A 16,722-nucleotide genomic window follows, 5' to 3' on the forward strand; every position below is an offset into this window, starting at 1 on the left:
TGTTAAAGAGCAGTGCAACGCGGCTTTCGCTCACCGTTGCGAGGTGGCGTATATTACGCTTTCCTCTTTCAGAGTCAACCCGTTATTTCAGGATTTTTTCTCTTCAACCGACCGGCTGTTTGTGAAGTGATTCACATCCGCCGTGTCGATGGAGGCGCATTATAGGGATCCCATTTTTTAGCACAAGTATTTTTTAGATCTTTTTTTCCGACTGCTGATTTTCCGCGCTTTTCGCTGAAATCCCGCCCGATCTGCTTAAATATTGACGTATTTTGCCTTGCCTCGATCCATTAGTACGATCAAAGTCTTCTGTATAGCGCTCATTGTTAGAGGTAGATATGCCCGGAGTATTACGTCCTTATAAAGATCTGTTCCCCCAAAAAGGCGATCGCGTGATGATCGATGCCAGTAGCGTGGTGATTGGTGATGTCCGAATGGCCGATGATGTCAGTATCTGGCCACTCGTCGCCATCAGGGGTGATGTTAACTATGTGTCGATTGGTGCACGTACCAATATTCAGGACGGTAGCGTCCTGCACGTCACGCACAAATCCTCCTATAACCCGGAAGGCAATCCCCTCATCATTGGAGAAGAGGTTACCGTCGGCCATAAAGTGATGCTTCACGGCTGCACTATCGGAAATCGCGTACTTGTTGGCATGGGGTCGATTTTGCTGGATGGCGTCATAGTAGAAGATGACGTGATGATTGGAGCCGGTAGCCTGGTCCCGCAGAACAAACGGCTGGAGAGCGGCTATCTCTATCTGGGAAGTCCGGTAAAACAGATCCGCCCCCTTAAGGAGGCAGAGATCGAAGGATTAAAATACTCGGCGAACAACTACGTAAAATGGAAAAATGATTATTTGGATCAGGATAGCCAAACCCAACCCTGATCGTCTTCCTGCTCTTCGCGGATTAAATCGCTGGCTTCCTCTTCCAGCTCCCAGCGATTTTCGCAAAATACCGCTATCGGATCTGAACCGCCAAAACGACGCAACAGCGTTTCCCCATGAATGGCACAGGTCAGTTGCATGCCGTGTACCAGAACCGGGAAACAGACCGCTTGCTTACTTTCATCCCAGCTCTCTCTGTCCGGAAAATGAATAGCCTGATTCACGCCGAAAGCTCCTGCTTTAACTTTTCAATGACCGGCTCGACTGCAGGCAACACCCCGTGCCAGAGCAGCACCGCATGCGCAGCCTGCCCCACCAGCATGCCGAGTCCATCGGCTAACTGTTTCGCACCGTGTTGTTCACACCAGTTAAGGAAAGGCGTCTTTCCTTTCTGATAAAACATGTCATAGAAATACATATGCGCACTGACCAGCGAAGCGGGGATCGCCGGGATCTCACCACTAATGCCACTGGATGTGGCATTAATGACAAGATCGAACTCACGATCGGCAAGATCGTCAAGAGCTACCGCGCTCACGCTGCCGGTATGCGCAAACAACGCCGCCAGTGCTTCTGCCCGGGAAAAGGTTCTGTTAGTAATGGTCACCGAACAGTCCAGTGAAAGCAGAGGCAACAGAACGCCCCGCGATGCGCCACCCGCGCCAATCAGCAGGATCCGGAATCCAGGCTTGATAAAGGAGAGTCTTTCCAGATCGCTGAGTAAACCAATCCCGTCGGTGTTGTCACCCAAAAGGCGTCCATCCTCAAGCCGTTTTAGAGTATTGACTGCACCAGCCAGTGAAGCGCGCTCGGTTAGCTCATCCGCACGTTCGAAGGCTTCCTCTTTAAAAGGCACCGTCACATTCGCGCCTTTGCCCCCCGCGGTGAAAAAGGCCTCCAGCGTTGGGATAAAAGCATCCACTGGCGCCAGTATGCGACCATAGGGATGATCAATCTCCAGCTGCTCCGCGAATTGCTGATGGATCAACGGTGACTTGCTGTGTGCAATGGGATTGCCAAAAACAGCATAGGTTTCCATGAGATTACCCCTGGCGAAAACGTTCGCCGGTCAAAGCGTCGCGAATTTCAGACGGATTCAGGCGCCCTCCCGTTTCACCGACAGCAACAGGGAAGTCATTCCCGAACTGCGCCAGCACTTCTTCGGTTGTCCGACAAGGCGGCAATCCGGTCAGGTTAGCACTTGTTGAGACTAGCGGTTTACCAAATGCCAGACAAAGCTCAACCACCAGCGGATGGTCAGTTACGCGAACGGCGAGGGAATCAAAGCGTCCGGTTAACCAACGCGGGGTTGTCGGCTGCGCCGGGAAGACGAAGGTCACTGGTCCCGGCCACGCGGAGAAGATAGTCTCGCGCTGCGCCGGCGTCAGCATAGAGTCATCGATATAAGGTTTAAGCTGCTCGTAATTCGCAGCGATCAAAATCAGTCCTTTCTCGACGGGTCTTTGTTTCAGGGCAAGCAGACGGCTCACAGCCGTCTCGCTGTCAGGATCGCAACCGACCCCAAAAACAGCTTCAGTTGGATAGGCGATGACTTCTTCATTTTTCAGTACGTCCACTGCATGCGCAATGGAGCCTGATGGCAGGTTATTATTCACTATTTTGATCCGCCGTAACCGGCTTTCCACATTGTTTACTGGCGCAGAAGCGTTTCATGCCTTGCGCGGTTTTCTTCTCTATCAGTAGCGGATAATTGCAATGAGGGCAGATTCCCGCTACCGGTTTAAAATTGATGACGAACTGGCATTCAGGGTAGCGATCGCACGAATGGAAGGTCTTACCATAACGGGAACGGCGCTGTACCAGCTGACCGCGCTGACACTGAGGGCACGCAATTGCCGTTTCATCAGGTTTATCAATTTGTTCCGTATGCTCACATTCTGGATAGCGGCTACATCCAATAAACATGCCGAAACGCCCCTGCCGCAGGGCTAATTCACCACCGCACACGGGACAATACTGACCCTCCAGAATTTTAACGATATGTCCATCCGCCTGGCTTTTCAGAGGACGAACATAATCACATTCCGGATAGTGTGAACAACCGAGAAACGGGCCGTGTTTCCCGGACCGAATAACAAGTTCAGCCCCGCACTGCGGGCAGGGCTCGTTTTTATGCACCGTGAATAGTGCTGATTTGGCCATAACAACTCTTGGTGCTGCACATTGAATTAGTGCAGCATACCTTCATTCACTTCAAAGAGTAATTCTTCCATTTGCTGATAGGCATTTTCACAGCCCGGAATATTAAACAGAACCATCAGGATCACCCATTTGAGATCTTCCAGTTCGAATTCTGCTGTATCCAGCGCCATGACGCGCTCTATCACCATTTCTCTCGTTTCGAGGTTCAGCACCTGAATCTGCTCAAGGAATAAGATGAATCCCCGGCAGCTGGCGTCCAGCCTTTCACACTCTTCTGCGGTATAAATGCGTACTGACAATGGATCCGAAGCAAGCTGCATCGGTTCGGCCAGGCCTTCCTGATAATCAGCCAGTTTTTCCAACCACATCAACGCATTATAGATGTCTTCCCGCTCAAACCCCGCATCGGTAAGATCCTGTGTCAATTTGTCCTGATCCACTCGCATTTCTGCTTCGTTATGGATGTAAGTCTCAAACAAATACATCAGTACGTCGAACATGGCATGCCCTCCTCAATCGGACATAGCCGCCGGGTACAGCTGCGATCCACCCTGCTAACTCCAGTTCGAGTAGCTGTGCTACCGTTACTGGCACAGGTTGGCCGGCACGTTCAGCGACAACGTCAACAGGTGTTACCTCATCTCCTACGTTAGCCAGGAGCTTGGGAAATGGCAATGCCACCTTTCCCTGATCTGATGAATATTGTCGCTTTTCGGGATCTTCCTGCAGCCATTGCAGCCCATATTGCAAATTTTCAAGAATATCCCCTACTTCCGTTACCGGTGTGGCCCCTTGTTTAATCAGCCAGTGGGGCCCCTCGCATCCGGGGTTACCTATCGGGCCGGGCAAGGCAAAGACCTCTCTCCCCTGTTCGAGCGCGCATCGTGCCGTGACCAGCGAACCGCTTCGCCGCGCAGCTTCAACTACCAGCACGCCTTTGCTAAGCCCGCTGATAATTCGATTACGACGCGGAAAGTTTGCCGGCCTGGGCTGCGCGGAAAGCGGAAACTCAGAGACTATCGCGCCGTCAGATTCAATAAGCCGCATCGCCAATGCCTGATGTCGGCGTGGATAAATGCTAAAAAGACCGTTCCCCAGGACCGCGACACTTTGTCCTTTAGCTGACAGTGCCGCGCTGTGGGCAACGCCGTCAATACCGCAGGCCAGCCCGCTGGTAATCGTGAAACCACTTTGTGTAAGCTGTTCGCACAGGATTTTCCCCCATCGCTCGCCGTACCATGACGGCGCACGACTGCCTACCACCGCCAGCTGAACGGTATTAAGCGTCTCTGGGTTACCTTTTATGAATAATGCACCGGGATAATCAGGGATCGTGCGAAGCAAAGGGGGATAAAGGGGATGGTTGGCCGTTAATAAATGATGCCCCGGCTGCTCAAGCCATAGCAGGCTACGTTCCAGCTCACTCTCATTGAACGCAAAGAACCGTTCAGCCTGCTTTGCTGTCAGTCCAGCATTTCTTAAGACAAGCGTGTCGATGCCTTCCTGCTTCTGCAGTCGTGCAGCCGCTTCCAGCATTACATCACCACACAGAGACCCTGTGTGTATTAGCCGTAGCCATATCTCGGTCAACGTCATCCTTTCCCCTGCCATAAGCGGCCTCCGCAATCATTGCGATTGGTCACTGATGCTGTCAATCGATGGGGGATTTGTCTAGAATAGAGGTAGTATTCTTATCAACTCCTGAACACGACTCTGGAAATTTATGGCAGTTTTGCAAGTGTTACATATTCCGGACGAGCGCCTTCGCATCGTCGCTGAACCGGTCAAAGAAGTGAATGCAGAAATCCAGCGTATCGTTGATGATATGTTCGATACCATGTACGCCGAAGAAGGCATTGGCCTGGCGGCGACACAGGTGGACATTCATAAGCGTATTATCGTGATTGATGTTTCTGAAAATCGCGATGGCCGCCTGGTGCTGATCAACCCTGAACTGCTCGAAAAGAGTGGCGAAACCGGTATTGAGGAAGGCTGTCTGTCTATTCCTGAACAGCGTGCGTTAGTGCCGCGAGCTGAAAAGGTGAAAATTCGCGCCCTGGATCGTGACGGTAATCCGTTCGAACTGGAAGCAGATGACCTGCTGGCGATTTGTATTCAGCATGAGATGGATCACCTTGTCGGTAAACTGTTTATCGATTACCTCTCACCGCTGAAACAGCAGCGTATTCGTCAGAAAGTAGAAAAACTGGATCGTTTGCGTTCTCGCGCATAACGCCCCCCGGATACAAGGATCATCGTGTCTAAAACACTACGAATTATCTTCGCGGGAACCCCTGATTTTGCAGCGCGTCATCTTGACGCGCTGTTATCTTCCGGTCACAAGGTTGTTGGCGTCTTTACCCAGCCGGACCGTCCTGCTGGTCGCGGCAAAAAAATGATGCCCAGCCCGGTAAAAGTGCTGGCAGAAGAGCATGGGCTACCCGTTTTCCAGCCCGCATCGTTACGCCCACAGGAAAATCAGCAGCTGGTCGCTGACCTGAAAGCCGACGTAATGGTGGTGGTGGCTTACGGTTTAATCCTGCCAAAAGCTGTGCTCGATATGCCTCGCCTGGGTTGCATCAACGTGCATGGGTCTTTGCTCCCGCGCTGGCGTGGTGCTGCACCTATTCAGCGCTCGCTGTGGGCAGGTGATGCCGAAACGGGCGTTACCATTATGAAGATGGACGTAGGTTTAGACACCGGCGATATGCTGTATAAACTGGCCTGCCCCATTACGTCAGACGATACCAGCGCCACGCTGTATGACAAACTGGCAGACCTCGGTCCACAAGGGCTTATCGAGACGCTCCAGCAGCTTGCTGACAATACGTCGAAACCGGAAGTTCAGGATGACGCGCTGGTGACTTATGCCGAAAAGCTGAGCAAAGAAGAAGCGCGGATCGACTGGTCCCTGTCGGCCGCTCAGCTTGAACGCTGCATTCGCGCTTTCAATCCATGGCCGATGAGCTGGATGGAGATTGATGAGCAGCCGGTGAAAGTGTGGAAAGCCTCCGTCATTAGCGGTACTACTACGGCTGAACCCGGTACGATTGTTGACGCCAACAAGAACGGCATCCAGGTGGCGACTGGGCAAGGGATATTGAATCTTGAATCGCTCCAACCGGCCGGTAAGAAAGCCATGAGCGCTCAGGATCTGTTAAATTCCCGTCGCGAATGGTTTATCCCGGGCAACCGTCTTGCCTGAGCAAATTTATTCTTAAGGCCCGGTGTTTCCGGGCATTTTTATTTTTACGGTTATGAAAAAACAAAATCTACGCAGTATGGCGGCTCAGGCCGTCGAGCAGGTTATTGAGCAGGGCCAGTCATTGAGCAATGTCCTGCCTCCCCTGCAGCAAAAAGTCTCTGATAAGGATAAAGCCCTGCTTCAGGAGCTCTGCTTTGGCGTCCTGCGCACGCTTTCTCAACTTGAGTGGTTGATTAATAAGCTGATGTCACGCCCAATGACAGGCAAACAGCGCACCGTACACTATTTGATTATGGTGGGTTTTTATCAGCTTCTTCATACCCGCATCCCACCCCATGCCGCGCTGGCAGAGACGGTGGAAGGTGCCGTTGCGATTAAACGTCCTCAGTTGAAAGGGCTGATCAACGGCGTACTGCGTCAGTTCCAGAGACAGCAGGAAGAGCTTCTGGCTGAATTTGCCCAAAGCGAAGCGCGCTTCCTGCATCCGGACTGGCTGTTGAAGCGCCTGAAAAAAGCTTATCCGCAGCAATGGCAGGACATTGCCGATGCTAACAACCAGCGTCCACCAATGTGGTTACGCGTGAATCGTAATCACCACACCCGTGACGCATGGCTGGCATTACTTGAAGAAGCTGGAATGAGCGGCTTCACCCATGACGCATACCCTGATGCCGTGCGCTTAGCATCGCCTGCACCGGTACATGCATTGCCCGGCTTTGAAGACGGTTGGGTAACGGTACAGGATGCCTCGGCTCAGGGTTGCATGACCTGGCTTGAACCCCAAAACGGTGAGCAGATCCTCGATCTCTGCGCCGCACCAGGGGGCAAAACGACGCATATTCTTGAAGTGGCTCCGCAGGCCAGCGTGATGGCAGTGGACGTTGATGAGCAGCGTCTTTCACGCGTCTACGACAACCTCAAGCGCCTGGGCATGAAGGCACAGGTTAAGCAAGGCGATGGACGCAAACCAGCAGAATGGTGTGGCGAAACACAATTCGATCGCATTTTGCTGGATGCCCCCTGCTCTGCCACCGGCGTGATTCGTCGTCATCCTGATATCAAGTGGCTGCGTCGCGATCGTGATATTAACGAGCTTGCCCAACTGCAATCCGACATTCTCGACGCCATCTGGCCACATCTTAAACCCGGCGGCACGCTGGTCTATGCGACCTGCTCAGTGCTGCCGGAAGAAAACAGTCAGCAAATCGCGGCCTTCCTTAAACGTACCCCGGATGCAGCGCTGCGCGATACGGGAACGCCTGAATGCCCGGGTCAGCAGAATCTGCCGGGTGCAGAAGAGGGTGATGGCTTCTTTTACGCTAAGCTAATCAAAGAGTGATGTTGAGAACAGGTCACGAGATATGAAGATTATCATTCTGGGCGCAGGACAGGTTGGCGGAACGCTGGCGGAAAACCTGGTTGGGGAAAACAACGACATCACCATAGTTGATACCAACGGCGATCGCCTGCGTGTTTTACAGGACAAATTTGACCTGCGCGTGGTGCAGGGTCATGGTTCGCACCCACGTGTTCTTCGTGAGGCAGGCGCCGACGATGCCGACATGCTGGTTGCGGTAACCAGTTCTGACGAAACCAATATGGTTGCCTGTCAGGTGGCCTACTCGCTTTTCAACACACCAAACCGAATTGCGCGTATTCGCTCTCCGGACTATGTCCGCGATGCTGAAAAACTGTTTAATTCCGAAGCGGTCCCCATCGACCACCTTATCGCGCCAGAACAGCTGGTTATCGACAATATCTACCGCCTGATCGAATATCCGGGTGCCCTGCAGGTGGTAAACTTTGCCGAGGGCAAAGTGAGTCTGGCAGTGGTTAAGGCCTATTACGGCGGACCATTGATTGGCAATGCGCTTTCCACCATGCGCGAGCACATGCCGCATATCGATACGCGCGTCGCAGCCATTTTCCGTCACGACAGACCCATTCGCCCGCAGGGCTCCACGATTGTCGAAGCCGGTGATGAGGTCTTCTTTATTGCGGCCTCACAGCATATTCGTGCGGTGATGAGTGAACTACAGCGTCTCGAAAAACCCTATAAACGCATTATGCTGGTCGGCGGCGGCAATATCGGTGCAGGTCTGGCACATCGGTTAGAAAAAGATTACAGCGTGAAGTTGATCGAGCGCGATCAACAGCGTGCTGCTGAACTGGCGGAAAAACTTCAAAATACGATCGTATTTTATGGTGACGCGTCCGATCAGGAGCTACTGGCTGAAGAGCATATTGATCAAGTCGATCTCTTTATTGCCGTCACCAACGATGACGAGGCAAATATAATGTCCGCCATGCTCGCGAAGCGCATGGGGGCAAAAAAAGTCATGGTGCTTATCCAGCGCAAGGCGTATGTCGATCTGGTTCAGGGCAGCGTTATTGATATTGCCATTTCGCCTCAGCAGGCAACAATTTCAGCGCTTCTGAGCCATGTTCGTAAAGCGGATATTGTCGGTGTGTCATCGCTCCGCCGTGGCGTGGCGGAAGCCATTGAAGCTGTTGCTCACGGAGATGAAACCACGTCACGCGTAGTGGGTCGGTCAATCGATGAAATTAAGCTTCCACCAGGCACGATCATCGGCGCCGTTGTGCGCGGAAATGATGTCATGATTGCCAATGATAATTTACGAATTGAGCAAGGCGATCACGTTATTATGTTCCTTACCGATAAAAAGTTTATTACTGACGTCGAACGTTTATTCCAGCCAAGTCCATTCTTCCTTTAAAGAATTGGGTGCTCCAGAAAAAGCACCCTTACTTTATCCTTTTCATTTCTGTGCCTTTTATTTTTCATAATGTTTAATTATCCCGAATGGCAATTGGCTAATCATTTGTTAAACTTAAACTCGTCAGCTGGCACAAGGAGAGAACAATGAGTTTTATTAAAGAATTTCGCGAATTTGCGATGCGCGGGAACGTGGTGGATTTAGCTGTGGGTGTCATTATTGGTGCGGCATTCGGCAAGATTGTTTCATCATTAGTGGCCGACATTATCATGCCACCTTTAGGGTTGTTAATCGGGGGCATAGATTTCAAACAGTTCGCTTTCACGCTGCGTGAAGCACAGGGTGATGTGCCGGCGGTCGTGATGCACTACGGCGTATTCATTCAGAACGTATTTGATTTTGTGATTGTCGCGTTTGCCATTTTTATGGCTATCAAGCTGATCAACAGGCTCAATCGTAAGAAAGAAGAGCCAGCTGCAGCACCTGCACCAACGAAAGAAGAAGTGCTGCTGAGTGAGATCCGCGATCTGTTAAAAGAGCAGAACAACCGCGTTTAATCAAAAGCTTAAAGCAGGAAGGCCAGTGGTAAATAAGCGATTCGCTTGCTTGCCACTGGCCTCCCAGTTACCCCGTTTTTCATGCTTGTCTTTACGCAGATAACTTCCTTTCCCTTTTTTATTCTTCTCAACGCGCTGTCTGAATAGCGGGTCGTGAAGTAGTGCCTCAATGGCATTGTCTTTGATCTGACCTTTCGTGTGCTGATAGCGGCTCATAAATTCTCCTGAGCATGGTTTATGACGACGGGAGTCTAGACCCGGATGAACTAAAAATCAACAGCCCTGCGTTTCTCCACTCGCTCCCTGTTCAAGAGCTTCCAGAATGGAACAATAAATACTGCTGTGGGCCGTACCGCAGCAGGCATCATTCAGCCTTTGCAGAGAGCGCTGCATGGTTTGCAGCTCCTGAATGCGTGCTTCCACTTCATCCAGACGAGCCTGCACAATGCTTTTAGACTCCTGGCAGGTGTGATGTGCCGGATCGATGCGGATCGATAAAAGTTCGCGGATCGAGTCTAATGTGAAACCGAGCTGGCGCGCATAACGAATAAACCGCAGGCGCTGCAGATCGTTATCGGTATAAAGTCGAAAGCCACCTTCAGTACGAACCTCATGATCGATCATCTGCTGCTTTTCGTAATATCGAATGGTATCCGGCGTGACGTTAGCGAGCTTCGCAAGTTCACCGATACGGTACATAGCTACTCCTCATTTAATTTCTGCATCAATTTTACACCGTATTCACCGTGCAGAAAGTCAGTGTTCATTCCTGCCTGGCGAAGCTTGAGTTCAAGCAGGGTGAGACGACGGCTAAGTTCAGAATGTCGCGGATCGTCCTGACGGAGGCCTTTAAGCAGATCGGCCAGTTCAACAGCCTCTCTGCGCTGTTCAAGCTCCGGAGGGAGACAGCCTGCATTTTTCAGTAAACGGTATCCAGCCCGTAATTCAGGCGAGATGTGGGAATCGTCTTCAAGCACAAGAGGTTCGCCGCTTCCTGGAAGATCGTCGAATTCGCCTTTTTTTTGGGCATCACGAATATGGCGTTCTGCCCACTGGTCGAGCAACCACATTACCAGCTCCAAGGATGAACAGAATTGATACAGACATTGTAGAGAAGTGGGGATATCACGGATATAAAAAAACCCGCCGGAGCGGGTTTTTTTACGTTACTGCAGATTACTCTGCAGCAGCTTCTGCTTTCTCTGAACGATCAACCAGCTCGATGTAAGCCATCGGCGCGTTGTCGCCTGCACGGAAACCACACTTCAGAATGCGAGTGTAACCACCGGCACGGCTCGCGAAACGCGGGCCCAGTTCGTTAAACAGTTTTGCCACGATCTCGTTATCACGAGTACGGGCGAATGCCAGACGACGATTAGCAACGCTGTCAGTCTTGGCAAGAGTAATCAGCGGCTCAACTACGCGACGCAGCTCTTTCGCTTTAGGCAGGGTCGTCTTGATGATCTCATGACGAACCAGTGAACCTGCCATGTTGCGGAACATAGCCTGGCGATGGCTGCTGTTGCGGTTCAGTTGACGACCACTCTTACGATGGCGCATGACCTTATCCTTCTCAGTAAAACCTTAACCTGTGATCCGGTTACTCGTCAGCAATGCTTGCCGGTGGCCAGTTTTCCAGGCGCATGCCCAGAGACAGACCACGAGAAGCCAGCACGTCTTTAATCTCAGTAAGAGATTTTTTACCCAGGTTCGGCGTTTTCAGCAACTCAACCTCGGTACGCTGTACCAGATCACCGATATAGTGGATAGCTTCTGCCTTGAGGCAGTTAGCAGAGCGGACAGTCAACTCGAGATCGTCAACAGGGCGCAGCAGGATCGGATCGAATTCTGGTTTCTCTTCTTTCACTTCCGGCTGACGTACATCACGTAAGTCAACGAAAGCTTCCAGTTGTTCTGCCAGGATGGTTGCCGCACGACGAATCGCCTCTTCAGGATCGATTGTGCCGTTGGTTTCCATTTCGATGACCAGCTTGTCCAGGTCGGTACGCTGTTCTACACGCGCTGCTTCAACATTGTAGGCAATACGCTCTACAGGGCTGTAGCATGCGTCGACCAGCAGACGGCCGATTGGGCGCTCATCTTCTTCCGAATGAATTCGGGCAGAAGCCGGCACATAACCACGACCGCGCTGAACTTTGATACGCATGCTAATCGCTGCGTTCTCATCGGTCAGGTGGCAGATCACGTGCTGCGGCTTGACGATTTCAACATCACCGTCGTGGGTGATGTCGGCTGCAGTCACAGGGCCAATGCCAGATTTATTCAGAGTAAGAATAACTTCATCTTTACCCTGAACTCTCACCGCCAGCCCTTTCAGGTTGAGCAGGATTTCAAGGATATCTTCCTGAACGCCTTCTTTGGTGCTGTACTCATGAAGTACACCATCAATCTCAACCTCGGTCACCGCGCAACCCGGCATCGATGAGAGCAGAATACGGCGCAGTGCGTTACCCAGAGTATGGCCAAAGCCACGCTCTAAAGGCTCAAGGGTCACCTTGGCGTGCGTCGAACTCACTTGCTCGATATCTACCAGGCGCGGTTTTAGAAACTCTGTCACAGAACCCTGCATTGTGTCCTCTCTTTGGTACTAAGCTTTACTTGGAGTAAAGCTCGACGATCAGGTGTTCGTTAATGTCCGCAGACAGATCAGAACGTTCTGGCTGACGCTTGAACGTACCTTCCATCTTGCCAGCATCAACTTCCAGCCAGGTTGGCTTTTCACGCTGCTCAGCCAGCTCCAGAGCGGCCTTCACGCGAGATTGCTTTTTCGCTTTCTCACGAATGCTAACAACGTCATTCGCTTTAACCTGATAAGAAGCGATGTTAACAACACGACCGTTTACCATGATTGCTTTGTGGCTAACCAGCTGACGTGATTCAGCACGAGTAGCGCCGAAGCCCATACGGTATACAACGTTGTCCAGACGACCTTCCAGCAGAGCCAACAGGTTTTCACCTGTGTTGCCTTTCAGACGTGCTGCTTCTTTATAGTAGTTACGGAACTGACGCTCCAGCACACCGTACATACGGCGAACTTTTTGCTTTTCACGCAACTGCACACCATAGTCAGACAGACGCGGTTTACGCGCACCGTGCTGGCCAGGAGCTTGTTCAATTTTACACTTGGTATCGATCGCGCGAACGCCAGACTTAAGGAATAAGTCGGTGCCCTCACGACGGCTCAGCTTGAGCTTAGGACCCAAATATCTTGCCATTTTCTATCTCCAACTAACCTAAAAAACGGAGCGTTATACGCGACGTTTTTTCGGCGGACGACAACCGTTATGAGGGATCGGAGTCACATCAGTAATATTCGTGATGCGGAAACCAGCGGCGTTCAGAGCGCGAACAGTAGATTCACGACCCGGACCCGGACCTTTAACCATAACTTCCAGATTCTTGATGCCGTATTCTTTTACGGCTTCAGCGCAACGCTCTGCTGCAACCTGAGCTGCGAACGGAGTGGATTTGCGAGAACCACGGAAACCGGAACCACCGGCTGTTGCCCAACCCAATGCGTTACCCTGACGATCAGTAATAGTAACGATGGTGTTGTTGAAAGAAGCATGGATATGAGCCACGCCGTCAGAGACTTGTTTTCTTACACGTTTACGTGCACGAACTGGTGCCTTTGCCATTATTCAATCACCCCGATTATTTCTTGATCGGTTTGCGCGGACCCTTACGGGTACGTGCGTTGGTCTTAGTACGCTGACCGCGCACTGGCAGACCACGACGATGACGCAAACCGCGATAGCAACCAAGATCCATCAGGCGCTTGATGCTCATGCTGATTTCACGGCGCAGATCACCTTCAACGACAAATTTGGCAACTTCGTCACGCAGCGTGTCGATTTGTTCTTCAGACAGCTCACTGATCTTAACATCTTCAGCGATACCCGCTGCAGCCAGAATGGCTTTAGAACGGGTCTTGCCGACGCCGTAGATCGAAGTTAATGCGATCACAGCATGTTTCTGATCAGGAATGTTAATGCCTGCTATACGGGCCACTATGCACTCCTACTATTTAATATGTACGCACCATGCTGAAAAGCCCGTTTTCAGGATACTCAAATGGAAACGTACAGACATACAAAAGATTGGCTGGCTAATCTAGCCAGCTCAACCCAACTTTGCAAGAAAAATATGCGAAATAATCAGCCTTGGCGCTGTTTATGCTTCGGCTCGGCACTGCAAATCACACGGATGACACCATCACGCTTAACGATTTTGCAGTTACGGCATAATTTCTTGACGGAAGCACGAACTTTCATTTTTACTCTCCGTAACTTCTCAGGCGACCAATTAGCGGCCGTAGCCTTTCAGGTTCGCCTTCTTCAATGCAGACTCATACTGACTGGACATCATCAGAGTTTGCACTTGAGCCATAAAGTCCATAATCACGACAACAACGATAAGCAGTGAGGTCCCACCGAAGTAGAACGGTACTTTCATTGCATCACGCATGAACTCCGGGATCAGGCAGATAAAAGTAATATAGAGCGCACCAACCAAAGTCAGGCGGGTCATTACTTTATCGATATACTTCGCCGTTTGCTCTCCCGGACGAATTCCTGGTACAAATGCACCGGACTTCTTCAGGTTATCTGCTGTTTCACGCGGGTTGAAGACCAACGCCGTGTAGAAGAAACAGAAGAAGATGATCGCAGACGCATAGAGTAACACATAAAGTGGTTGCCCAGGCTGCAAATACAGCGAAATTGTTGTCAGCCAGTTCCAACCAGTACCGCCCCCGAACCATGACGCGATGGTCGCCGGGAACAGAATAATACTGGAAGCGAAGATAGCCGGGATAACCCCCGCCATGTTCACTTTCAGCGGTAAATGTGTGCTCTGTGCAGCATAGACACGACGACCTTGCTGACGTTTAGCGTAGTTCACCACAATGCGGCGTTGACCACGTTCAACGAAGACAACAAAGAACGTCACTGCAAATACTAATACTGCAACCAACAGCAACAGGAGGAAGTGCAGGTCGCCTTGACGCGCTTGCTCGATAGTATGGGCGATGGCTGGCGGGAGGCCCGCAACAATACCGGCGAAGATGATGATTGAGATACCGTTACCGATACCACGCTCAGTAATCTGTTCGCCGAGCCACATCAGGAACATTGTCCCTGTGACCAGACTTACAACAGCGGTGAAGTAGAATGCAAAGCCCGGGTTTAACACCAGGCCCTGCATACCAGGCATATTCGGCAGACCGGTAGCAATACCGATCGACTGGAATATTGCCAGCACCAGAGTACCGTAACGGGTGTACTGACTAATCTTACGACGTCCAGACTCCCCTTCTTTCTTCAACTCTGCCAGGGCCGGATGAACGACCGTCAGCAGCTGGATAATAATAGATGCCGAAATGTACGGCATAATACCCAATGCAAAGATAGAAGCACGGCTGAGAGCACCACCAGAGAACATGTTGAACATTTCAATGATGGTGCCTCGCTGTTGCTCAAGCAGTTTGGCAAGTACAGCGGCATCGATACCAGGGATCGGAATAAAAGAGCCAATACGGAACACAATCAGCGCGCCGATAACAAACAGCAGTCTGCGTTTCAGCTCGCCAAATCCACCTTTGGCACTTTGAAAATCTAATCCCGGTTGCTTAGCCATCTGCTACTTATTCCTCAATTTTACCGCCAGCAGCTTCGATAGCAGCACGAGCACCTTTAGTAACACGCAGGCCACGAACAGTTACCGGAGTAGAAACTTCACCAGCCAGGATCACTTTCGCGAACTCGATCTGGATACCGATAATGTTTGCTGCTTTCAGCGTGTTCAGGTCTACAACGCCGCCTTCAACTTTCGCCAGGTCAGACAGACGGATTTCCGCTGTGATCGCTGCTTTGCGAGAGGTGAAGCCGAACTTCGGCAGACGACGGTACAGTGGCATCTGGCCACCCTCGAAACCGCGACGTACGCCACCGCCAGAACGAGAGTTCTGACCTTTGTGACCACGACCACCGGTTTTACCGAGGCCAGAACCGATACCACGACCCAGGCGTTTACCCGCCTTTTTAGAGCCTTCGGCCGGAGACAGAGTATTTAAACGCATCTCTTACTCCTCAACTTTAACCATGAAGTAAACCGCGTTGACCATACCACGAACAGCAGGAGTATCCTCGCGCTCAACGGTATGACCAATACGACGCAGACCCAGGCCAAGCAGCGTTGCCTTGTGTTTCGGCAGACGACCGATTGCACTGCGGGTTTGAGTGATTTTAATAGTCTTTGCCATGGTCAATTACCCCAGAATTTCTTCAACGGATTTACCACGCTTGGCAGCGACCATTTCTGGAGAATTCATATTTTCCAGGCCATCAATAGTTGCACGAACCACGTTGATCGGGTTGGTGGAACCATATGCTTTAGCCAGAACGTTATGAACCCCAGCAACTTCCAGAACGGCGCGCATTGCACCACCGGCGATGATACCGGTACCTTCTGAAGCTGGCTGCATGAATACACGAGAACCCGTGTGAACACCTTTAACTGGGTGCTGCAGGGTGCCGTTGTTCAGCGCGACGTTAATCATGTTGCGACGGGCTTTTTCCATCGCTTTCTGGATCGCTGCTGGAACTTCACGCGCTTTACCGTAACCAAAACCAACGCGACCGTTACCATCGCCTACTACAGTCAGAGCTGTGAAGGAGAAAATACGACCACCTTTAACGGTTTTAGATACGCGGTTTACCGCGATCAGCTTTTCCTGCAGTTCGCCAGCCTGTTTTTCGATGTGAGCCATCTTACACCTCTACCTTAGAACTGAAGGCCAGCTTCACGGGCAGCATCTGCCAGTGCCTGGACACGACCATGATATTGGAACCCGGAACGGTCAAAGGAAACATTGCTGATGCCTTTTTCCAGAGCGCGTTCAGCAACAGCTTTACCTACAGCTGCAGCGGCGTCTTTGTTACCGGTGTACTTCAATTGTTCTGAGATAGCTTTTTCTACAGTAGAAGCAGCTACCAGAACTTCAGAACCGTTCGGTGCAATTACCTGTGCGTAAATATGACGCGGGGTACGATGTACCACCAGGCGAGTTGCACCCAGCTCTTTGAGCTTGCGGCGTGCGCGGGTCGCACGACGGATACGAGCAGATTTCTTATCCATAGTGTTAC

26 protein-coding genes are annotated in these 16,722 nt (G+C 51.3%); 6 read left to right on the forward strand and 20 right to left on the reverse strand.

From position 1 onward, the window contains the following. Positions 1-338 precede the first annotated feature (338 nt). Positions 339-893, forward strand: a complete 555-nt coding sequence (locus UR504_RS17110; protein WP_302238377.1) for a gamma carbonic anhydrase family protein — start codon at positions 339-341, stop codon at positions 891-893. Here UR504_RS17110 and UR504_RS17115 read toward each other — a convergent pair. From UR504_RS17115 to dprA, 6 genes are read right to left on the reverse strand one after another with little or no spacing between them, the layout of a single operon-like run. Further along, positions 869-1,117 carry a DUF1488 domain-containing protein gene (locus UR504_RS17115; protein WP_274241011.1) on the reverse strand — a complete coding sequence of 83 codons (249 nt, stop codon included), beginning with the start codon at positions 1,115-1,117 and terminating at the stop codon, positions 869-871. The genes UR504_RS17110 and UR504_RS17115 overlap by 25 nt on opposite strands. Then, positions 1,114-1,932, reverse strand: a complete 819-nt coding sequence (aroE, locus tag UR504_RS17120) for a shikimate dehydrogenase (protein ID WP_274241013.1) — start codon at positions 1,930-1,932, stop codon at positions 1,114-1,116. The genes UR504_RS17115 and aroE overlap by 4 nt, the downstream gene beginning before the upstream one ends. Positions 1,933-1,936: 4 nt before the next feature. Then, positions 1,937-2,509 carry an L-threonylcarbamoyladenylate synthase type 1 TsaC gene (tsaC, locus tag UR504_RS17125; RefSeq protein WP_023309444.1) on the reverse strand — a complete coding sequence of 191 codons (573 nt, stop codon included), beginning with the start codon at positions 2,507-2,509 and terminating at the stop codon, positions 1,937-1,939. Next, on the reverse strand, positions 2,502-3,056 hold the full coding sequence (locus UR504_RS17130) for a type I DNA topoisomerase (protein ID WP_274241016.1): 555 nt from the start codon (positions 3,054-3,056) through the stop codon (positions 2,502-2,504). The genes tsaC and UR504_RS17130 overlap by 8 nt, the downstream gene beginning before the upstream one ends. 26 nt (positions 3,057-3,082) lie before the next feature. Continuing rightward, on the reverse strand, positions 3,083-3,556 hold the full coding sequence (smg, locus tag UR504_RS17135) for a DUF494 family protein Smg (RefSeq protein WP_008503477.1): 474 nt from the start codon (positions 3,554-3,556) through the stop codon (positions 3,083-3,085). Beyond that, positions 3,528-4,652, reverse strand: coding sequence for a DNA-protecting protein DprA (gene dprA / locus UR504_RS17140; RefSeq protein ID WP_111966072.1), 1,125 nt, complete (start codon positions 4,650-4,652; stop codon positions 3,528-3,530). Before dprA ends, smg begins: the two co-directional genes overlap by 29 nt. Positions 4,653-4,779: 127 nt before the next feature. On the opposite strand from dprA, the gene def reads away from it, so the two are divergent. From def to mscL, 5 genes are all read left to right on the forward strand, one after another. Further along, on the forward strand, positions 4,780-5,289 hold the full coding sequence (gene def, locus UR504_RS17145) for a peptide deformylase (RefSeq protein WP_008503479.1): 510 nt from the start codon (positions 4,780-4,782) through the stop codon (positions 5,287-5,289). A 24-nt stretch (positions 5,290-5,313) separates the two neighbouring features. Further along, on the forward strand, positions 5,314-6,261 hold the full coding sequence (gene fmt / locus UR504_RS17150; RefSeq protein WP_127732448.1) for a methionyl-tRNA formyltransferase: 948 nt from the start codon (positions 5,314-5,316) through the stop codon (positions 6,259-6,261). A gap of 52 nt (positions 6,262-6,313) precedes the next feature. Then, complete coding sequence (gene rsmB, locus UR504_RS17155) at positions 6,314-7,600, forward strand: 16S rRNA (cytosine(967)-C(5))-methyltransferase RsmB (protein ID WP_111966071.1); 1,287 nt, start codon at positions 6,314-6,316, stop codon at positions 7,598-7,600. 22 nt (positions 7,601-7,622) lie between these two features. After that, positions 7,623-8,999: a Trk system potassium transporter TrkA gene (gene trkA, locus UR504_RS17160; protein ID WP_008503482.1), complete on the forward strand. Its 1,377-nt coding sequence runs from the start codon at positions 7,623-7,625 to the stop codon at positions 8,997-8,999. Between the two features lie 146 nt (positions 9,000-9,145). Beyond that, positions 9,146-9,556, forward strand: a complete 411-nt coding sequence (gene mscL, locus UR504_RS17165; protein ID WP_023309449.1) for a large-conductance mechanosensitive channel protein MscL — start codon at positions 9,146-9,148, stop codon at positions 9,554-9,556. Here mscL and UR504_RS17170 read toward each other — a convergent pair whose 3' ends face one another. From UR504_RS17170 to rplR, 14 genes are all read right to left on the reverse strand, one after another. Next, complete coding sequence (locus UR504_RS17170; RefSeq protein ID WP_111966064.1) at positions 9,557-9,772, reverse strand: alternative ribosome-rescue factor A; 216 nt, start codon at positions 9,770-9,772, stop codon at positions 9,557-9,559. Positions 9,773-9,829: 57 nt separating this feature from the next. Continuing rightward, positions 9,830-10,255 carry a Zn(2+)-responsive transcriptional regulator gene (gene zntR / locus UR504_RS17175; protein WP_014833516.1) on the reverse strand — a complete coding sequence of 142 codons (426 nt, stop codon included), beginning with the start codon at positions 10,253-10,255 and terminating at the stop codon, positions 9,830-9,832. A 2-nt stretch (positions 10,256-10,257) separates the two neighbouring features. Continuing rightward, on the reverse strand, positions 10,258-10,626 hold the full coding sequence (locus UR504_RS17180; protein WP_302238430.1) for a DUF1992 domain-containing protein: 369 nt from the start codon (positions 10,624-10,626) through the stop codon (positions 10,258-10,260). 106 nt (positions 10,627-10,732) lie between these two features. Next, positions 10,733-11,116: a 50S ribosomal protein L17 gene (rplQ, locus tag UR504_RS17185; RefSeq protein ID WP_001216368.1), complete on the reverse strand. Its 384-nt coding sequence runs from the start codon at positions 11,114-11,116 to the stop codon at positions 10,733-10,735. 40 nt (positions 11,117-11,156) lie between these two features. Further along, positions 11,157-12,146: a DNA-directed RNA polymerase subunit alpha gene (locus tag UR504_RS17190; RefSeq protein WP_002919219.1), complete on the reverse strand. Its 990-nt coding sequence runs from the start codon at positions 12,144-12,146 to the stop codon at positions 11,157-11,159. A gap of 25 nt (positions 12,147-12,171) precedes the next feature. Beyond that, a complete protein-coding gene (gene rpsD / locus UR504_RS17195) occupies positions 12,172-12,792 on the reverse strand; it encodes a 30S ribosomal protein S4 (protein WP_004868345.1) in 621 nt (206 codons plus the stop codon). A 33-nt stretch (positions 12,793-12,825) separates the two neighbouring features. Next, positions 12,826-13,215 carry a 30S ribosomal protein S11 gene (rpsK, locus tag UR504_RS17200; RefSeq protein ID WP_003863312.1) on the reverse strand — a complete coding sequence of 130 codons (390 nt, stop codon included), beginning with the start codon at positions 13,213-13,215 and terminating at the stop codon, positions 12,826-12,828. A 16-nt stretch (positions 13,216-13,231) separates the two neighbouring features. Further along, positions 13,232-13,588 (reverse strand): 30S ribosomal protein S13, encoded by a 357-nt coding sequence (gene rpsM / locus UR504_RS17205; RefSeq protein ID WP_003863308.1) that lies wholly within the window; start codon positions 13,586-13,588, stop codon positions 13,232-13,234. A gap of 146 nt (positions 13,589-13,734) precedes the next feature. Continuing rightward, positions 13,735-13,851, reverse strand: coding sequence for a 50S ribosomal protein L36 (gene rpmJ / locus UR504_RS17210; protein WP_000868187.1), 117 nt, complete (start codon positions 13,849-13,851; stop codon positions 13,735-13,737). A gap of 31 nt (positions 13,852-13,882) precedes the next feature. Then, positions 13,883-15,214 (reverse strand): preprotein translocase subunit SecY, encoded by a 1,332-nt coding sequence (secY, locus tag UR504_RS17215; RefSeq protein WP_003863305.1) that lies wholly within the window; start codon positions 15,212-15,214, stop codon positions 13,883-13,885. 7 nt (positions 15,215-15,221) lie between these two features. Further along, the gene (rplO, locus tag UR504_RS17220; RefSeq protein WP_003863304.1) at positions 15,222-15,656 is read right to left on the reverse strand and encodes a 50S ribosomal protein L15; all 435 of its coding nucleotides are present in this window, start codon (positions 15,654-15,656) and stop codon (positions 15,222-15,224) included. A gap of 3 nt (positions 15,657-15,659) precedes the next feature. Then, the gene (rpmD, locus tag UR504_RS17225) at positions 15,660-15,839 is read right to left on the reverse strand and encodes a 50S ribosomal protein L30 (protein ID WP_003863301.1); all 180 of its coding nucleotides are present in this window, start codon (positions 15,837-15,839) and stop codon (positions 15,660-15,662) included. Between the two features lie 6 nt (positions 15,840-15,845). Next, entirely contained in the window at positions 15,846-16,346 is a 501-nt protein-coding gene (gene rpsE / locus UR504_RS17230) for a 30S ribosomal protein S5 (protein WP_003863299.1), read from the reverse strand. Between the two features lie 14 nt (positions 16,347-16,360). Further along, positions 16,361-16,714: a 50S ribosomal protein L18 gene (gene rplR / locus UR504_RS17235; RefSeq protein WP_003863297.1), complete on the reverse strand. Its 354-nt coding sequence runs from the start codon at positions 16,712-16,714 to the stop codon at positions 16,361-16,363. Positions 16,715-16,722 lie beyond the last annotated feature (8 nt).

Source organism: Enterobacter sp. 241F3 (genome assembly GCF_034106785.1).
GTDB lineage: Bacteria > Pseudomonadota > Gammaproteobacteria > Enterobacterales > Enterobacteriaceae > Enterobacter > Enterobacter vonholyi.

Excerpts from the sequence above, each read along its gene's own strand:
- UR504_RS17110 (WP_302238377.1), top strand. The coding sequence starts at position 339 with ATGCCCGGAGTATTACGTCCTTATAAAGATCTGTTCCCCCAAAAAGGC.
- rsmB (WP_111966071.1), top strand. The coding sequence starts at position 6,314 with ATGAAAAAACAAAATCTACGCAGTATGGCGGCTCAGGCCGTCGAGCAG.
- def (WP_008503479.1), top strand. The coding sequence starts at position 4,780 with ATGGCAGTTTTGCAAGTGTTACATATTCCGGACGAGCGCCTTCGCATC.
- dprA (WP_111966072.1), bottom strand. The coding sequence starts at position 4,652 with ATGACGTTGACCGAGATATGGCTACGGCTAATACACACAGGGTCTCTG.
- UR504_RS17180 (WP_302238430.1), bottom strand. The coding sequence starts at position 10,626 with ATGTGGTTGCTCGACCAGTGGGCAGAACGCCATATTCGTGATGCCCAA.
- mscL (WP_023309449.1), top strand. The coding sequence starts at position 9,146 with ATGAGTTTTATTAAAGAATTTCGCGAATTTGCGATGCGCGGGAACGTG.
- rpmD (WP_003863301.1), bottom strand. The coding sequence starts at position 15,839 with ATGGCAAAGACTATTAAAATCACTCAAACCCGCAGTGCAATCGGTCGT.
- UR504_RS17130 (WP_274241016.1), bottom strand. The coding sequence starts at position 3,056 with ATGGCCAAATCAGCACTATTCACGGTGCATAAAAACGAGCCCTGCCCG.
- rplQ (WP_001216368.1), bottom strand. The coding sequence starts at position 11,116 with ATGCGCCATCGTAAGAGTGGTCGTCAACTGAACCGCAACAGCAGCCAT.
- rpsK (WP_003863312.1), bottom strand. The coding sequence starts at position 13,215 with ATGGCAAAGGCACCAGTTCGTGCACGTAAACGTGTAAGAAAACAAGTC.
- rplO (WP_003863304.1), bottom strand. The coding sequence starts at position 15,656 with ATGCGTTTAAATACTCTGTCTCCGGCCGAAGGCTCTAAAAAGGCGGGT.
- smg (WP_008503477.1), bottom strand. The coding sequence starts at position 3,556 with ATGTTCGACGTACTGATGTATTTGTTTGAGACTTACATCCATAACGAA.
- UR504_RS17190 (WP_002919219.1), bottom strand. The coding sequence starts at position 12,146 with ATGCAGGGTTCTGTGACAGAGTTTCTAAAACCGCGCCTGGTAGATATC.
- secY (WP_003863305.1), bottom strand. The coding sequence starts at position 15,214 with ATGGCTAAGCAACCGGGATTAGATTTTCAAAGTGCCAAAGGTGGATTT.
- aroE (WP_274241013.1), bottom strand. The coding sequence starts at position 1,932 with ATGGAAACCTATGCTGTTTTTGGCAATCCCATTGCACACAGCAAGTCA.
- rpsD (WP_004868345.1), bottom strand. The coding sequence starts at position 12,792 with ATGGCAAGATATTTGGGTCCTAAGCTCAAGCTGAGCCGTCGTGAGGGC.
- rplR (WP_003863297.1), bottom strand. The coding sequence starts at position 16,714 with ATGGATAAGAAATCTGCTCGTATCCGTCGTGCGACCCGCGCACGCCGC.
- UR504_RS17170 (WP_111966064.1), bottom strand. The coding sequence starts at position 9,772 with ATGAGCCGCTATCAGCACACGAAAGGTCAGATCAAAGACAATGCCATT.
- trkA (WP_008503482.1), top strand. The coding sequence starts at position 7,623 with ATGAAGATTATCATTCTGGGCGCAGGACAGGTTGGCGGAACGCTGGCG.
- rpsE (WP_003863299.1), bottom strand. The coding sequence starts at position 16,346 with ATGGCTCACATCGAAAAACAGGCTGGCGAACTGCAGGAAAAGCTGATC.
- zntR (WP_014833516.1), bottom strand. The coding sequence starts at position 10,255 with ATGTACCGTATCGGTGAACTTGCGAAGCTCGCTAACGTCACGCCGGAT.
- rpmJ (WP_000868187.1), bottom strand. The coding sequence starts at position 13,851 with ATGAAAGTTCGTGCTTCCGTCAAGAAATTATGCCGTAACTGCAAAATC.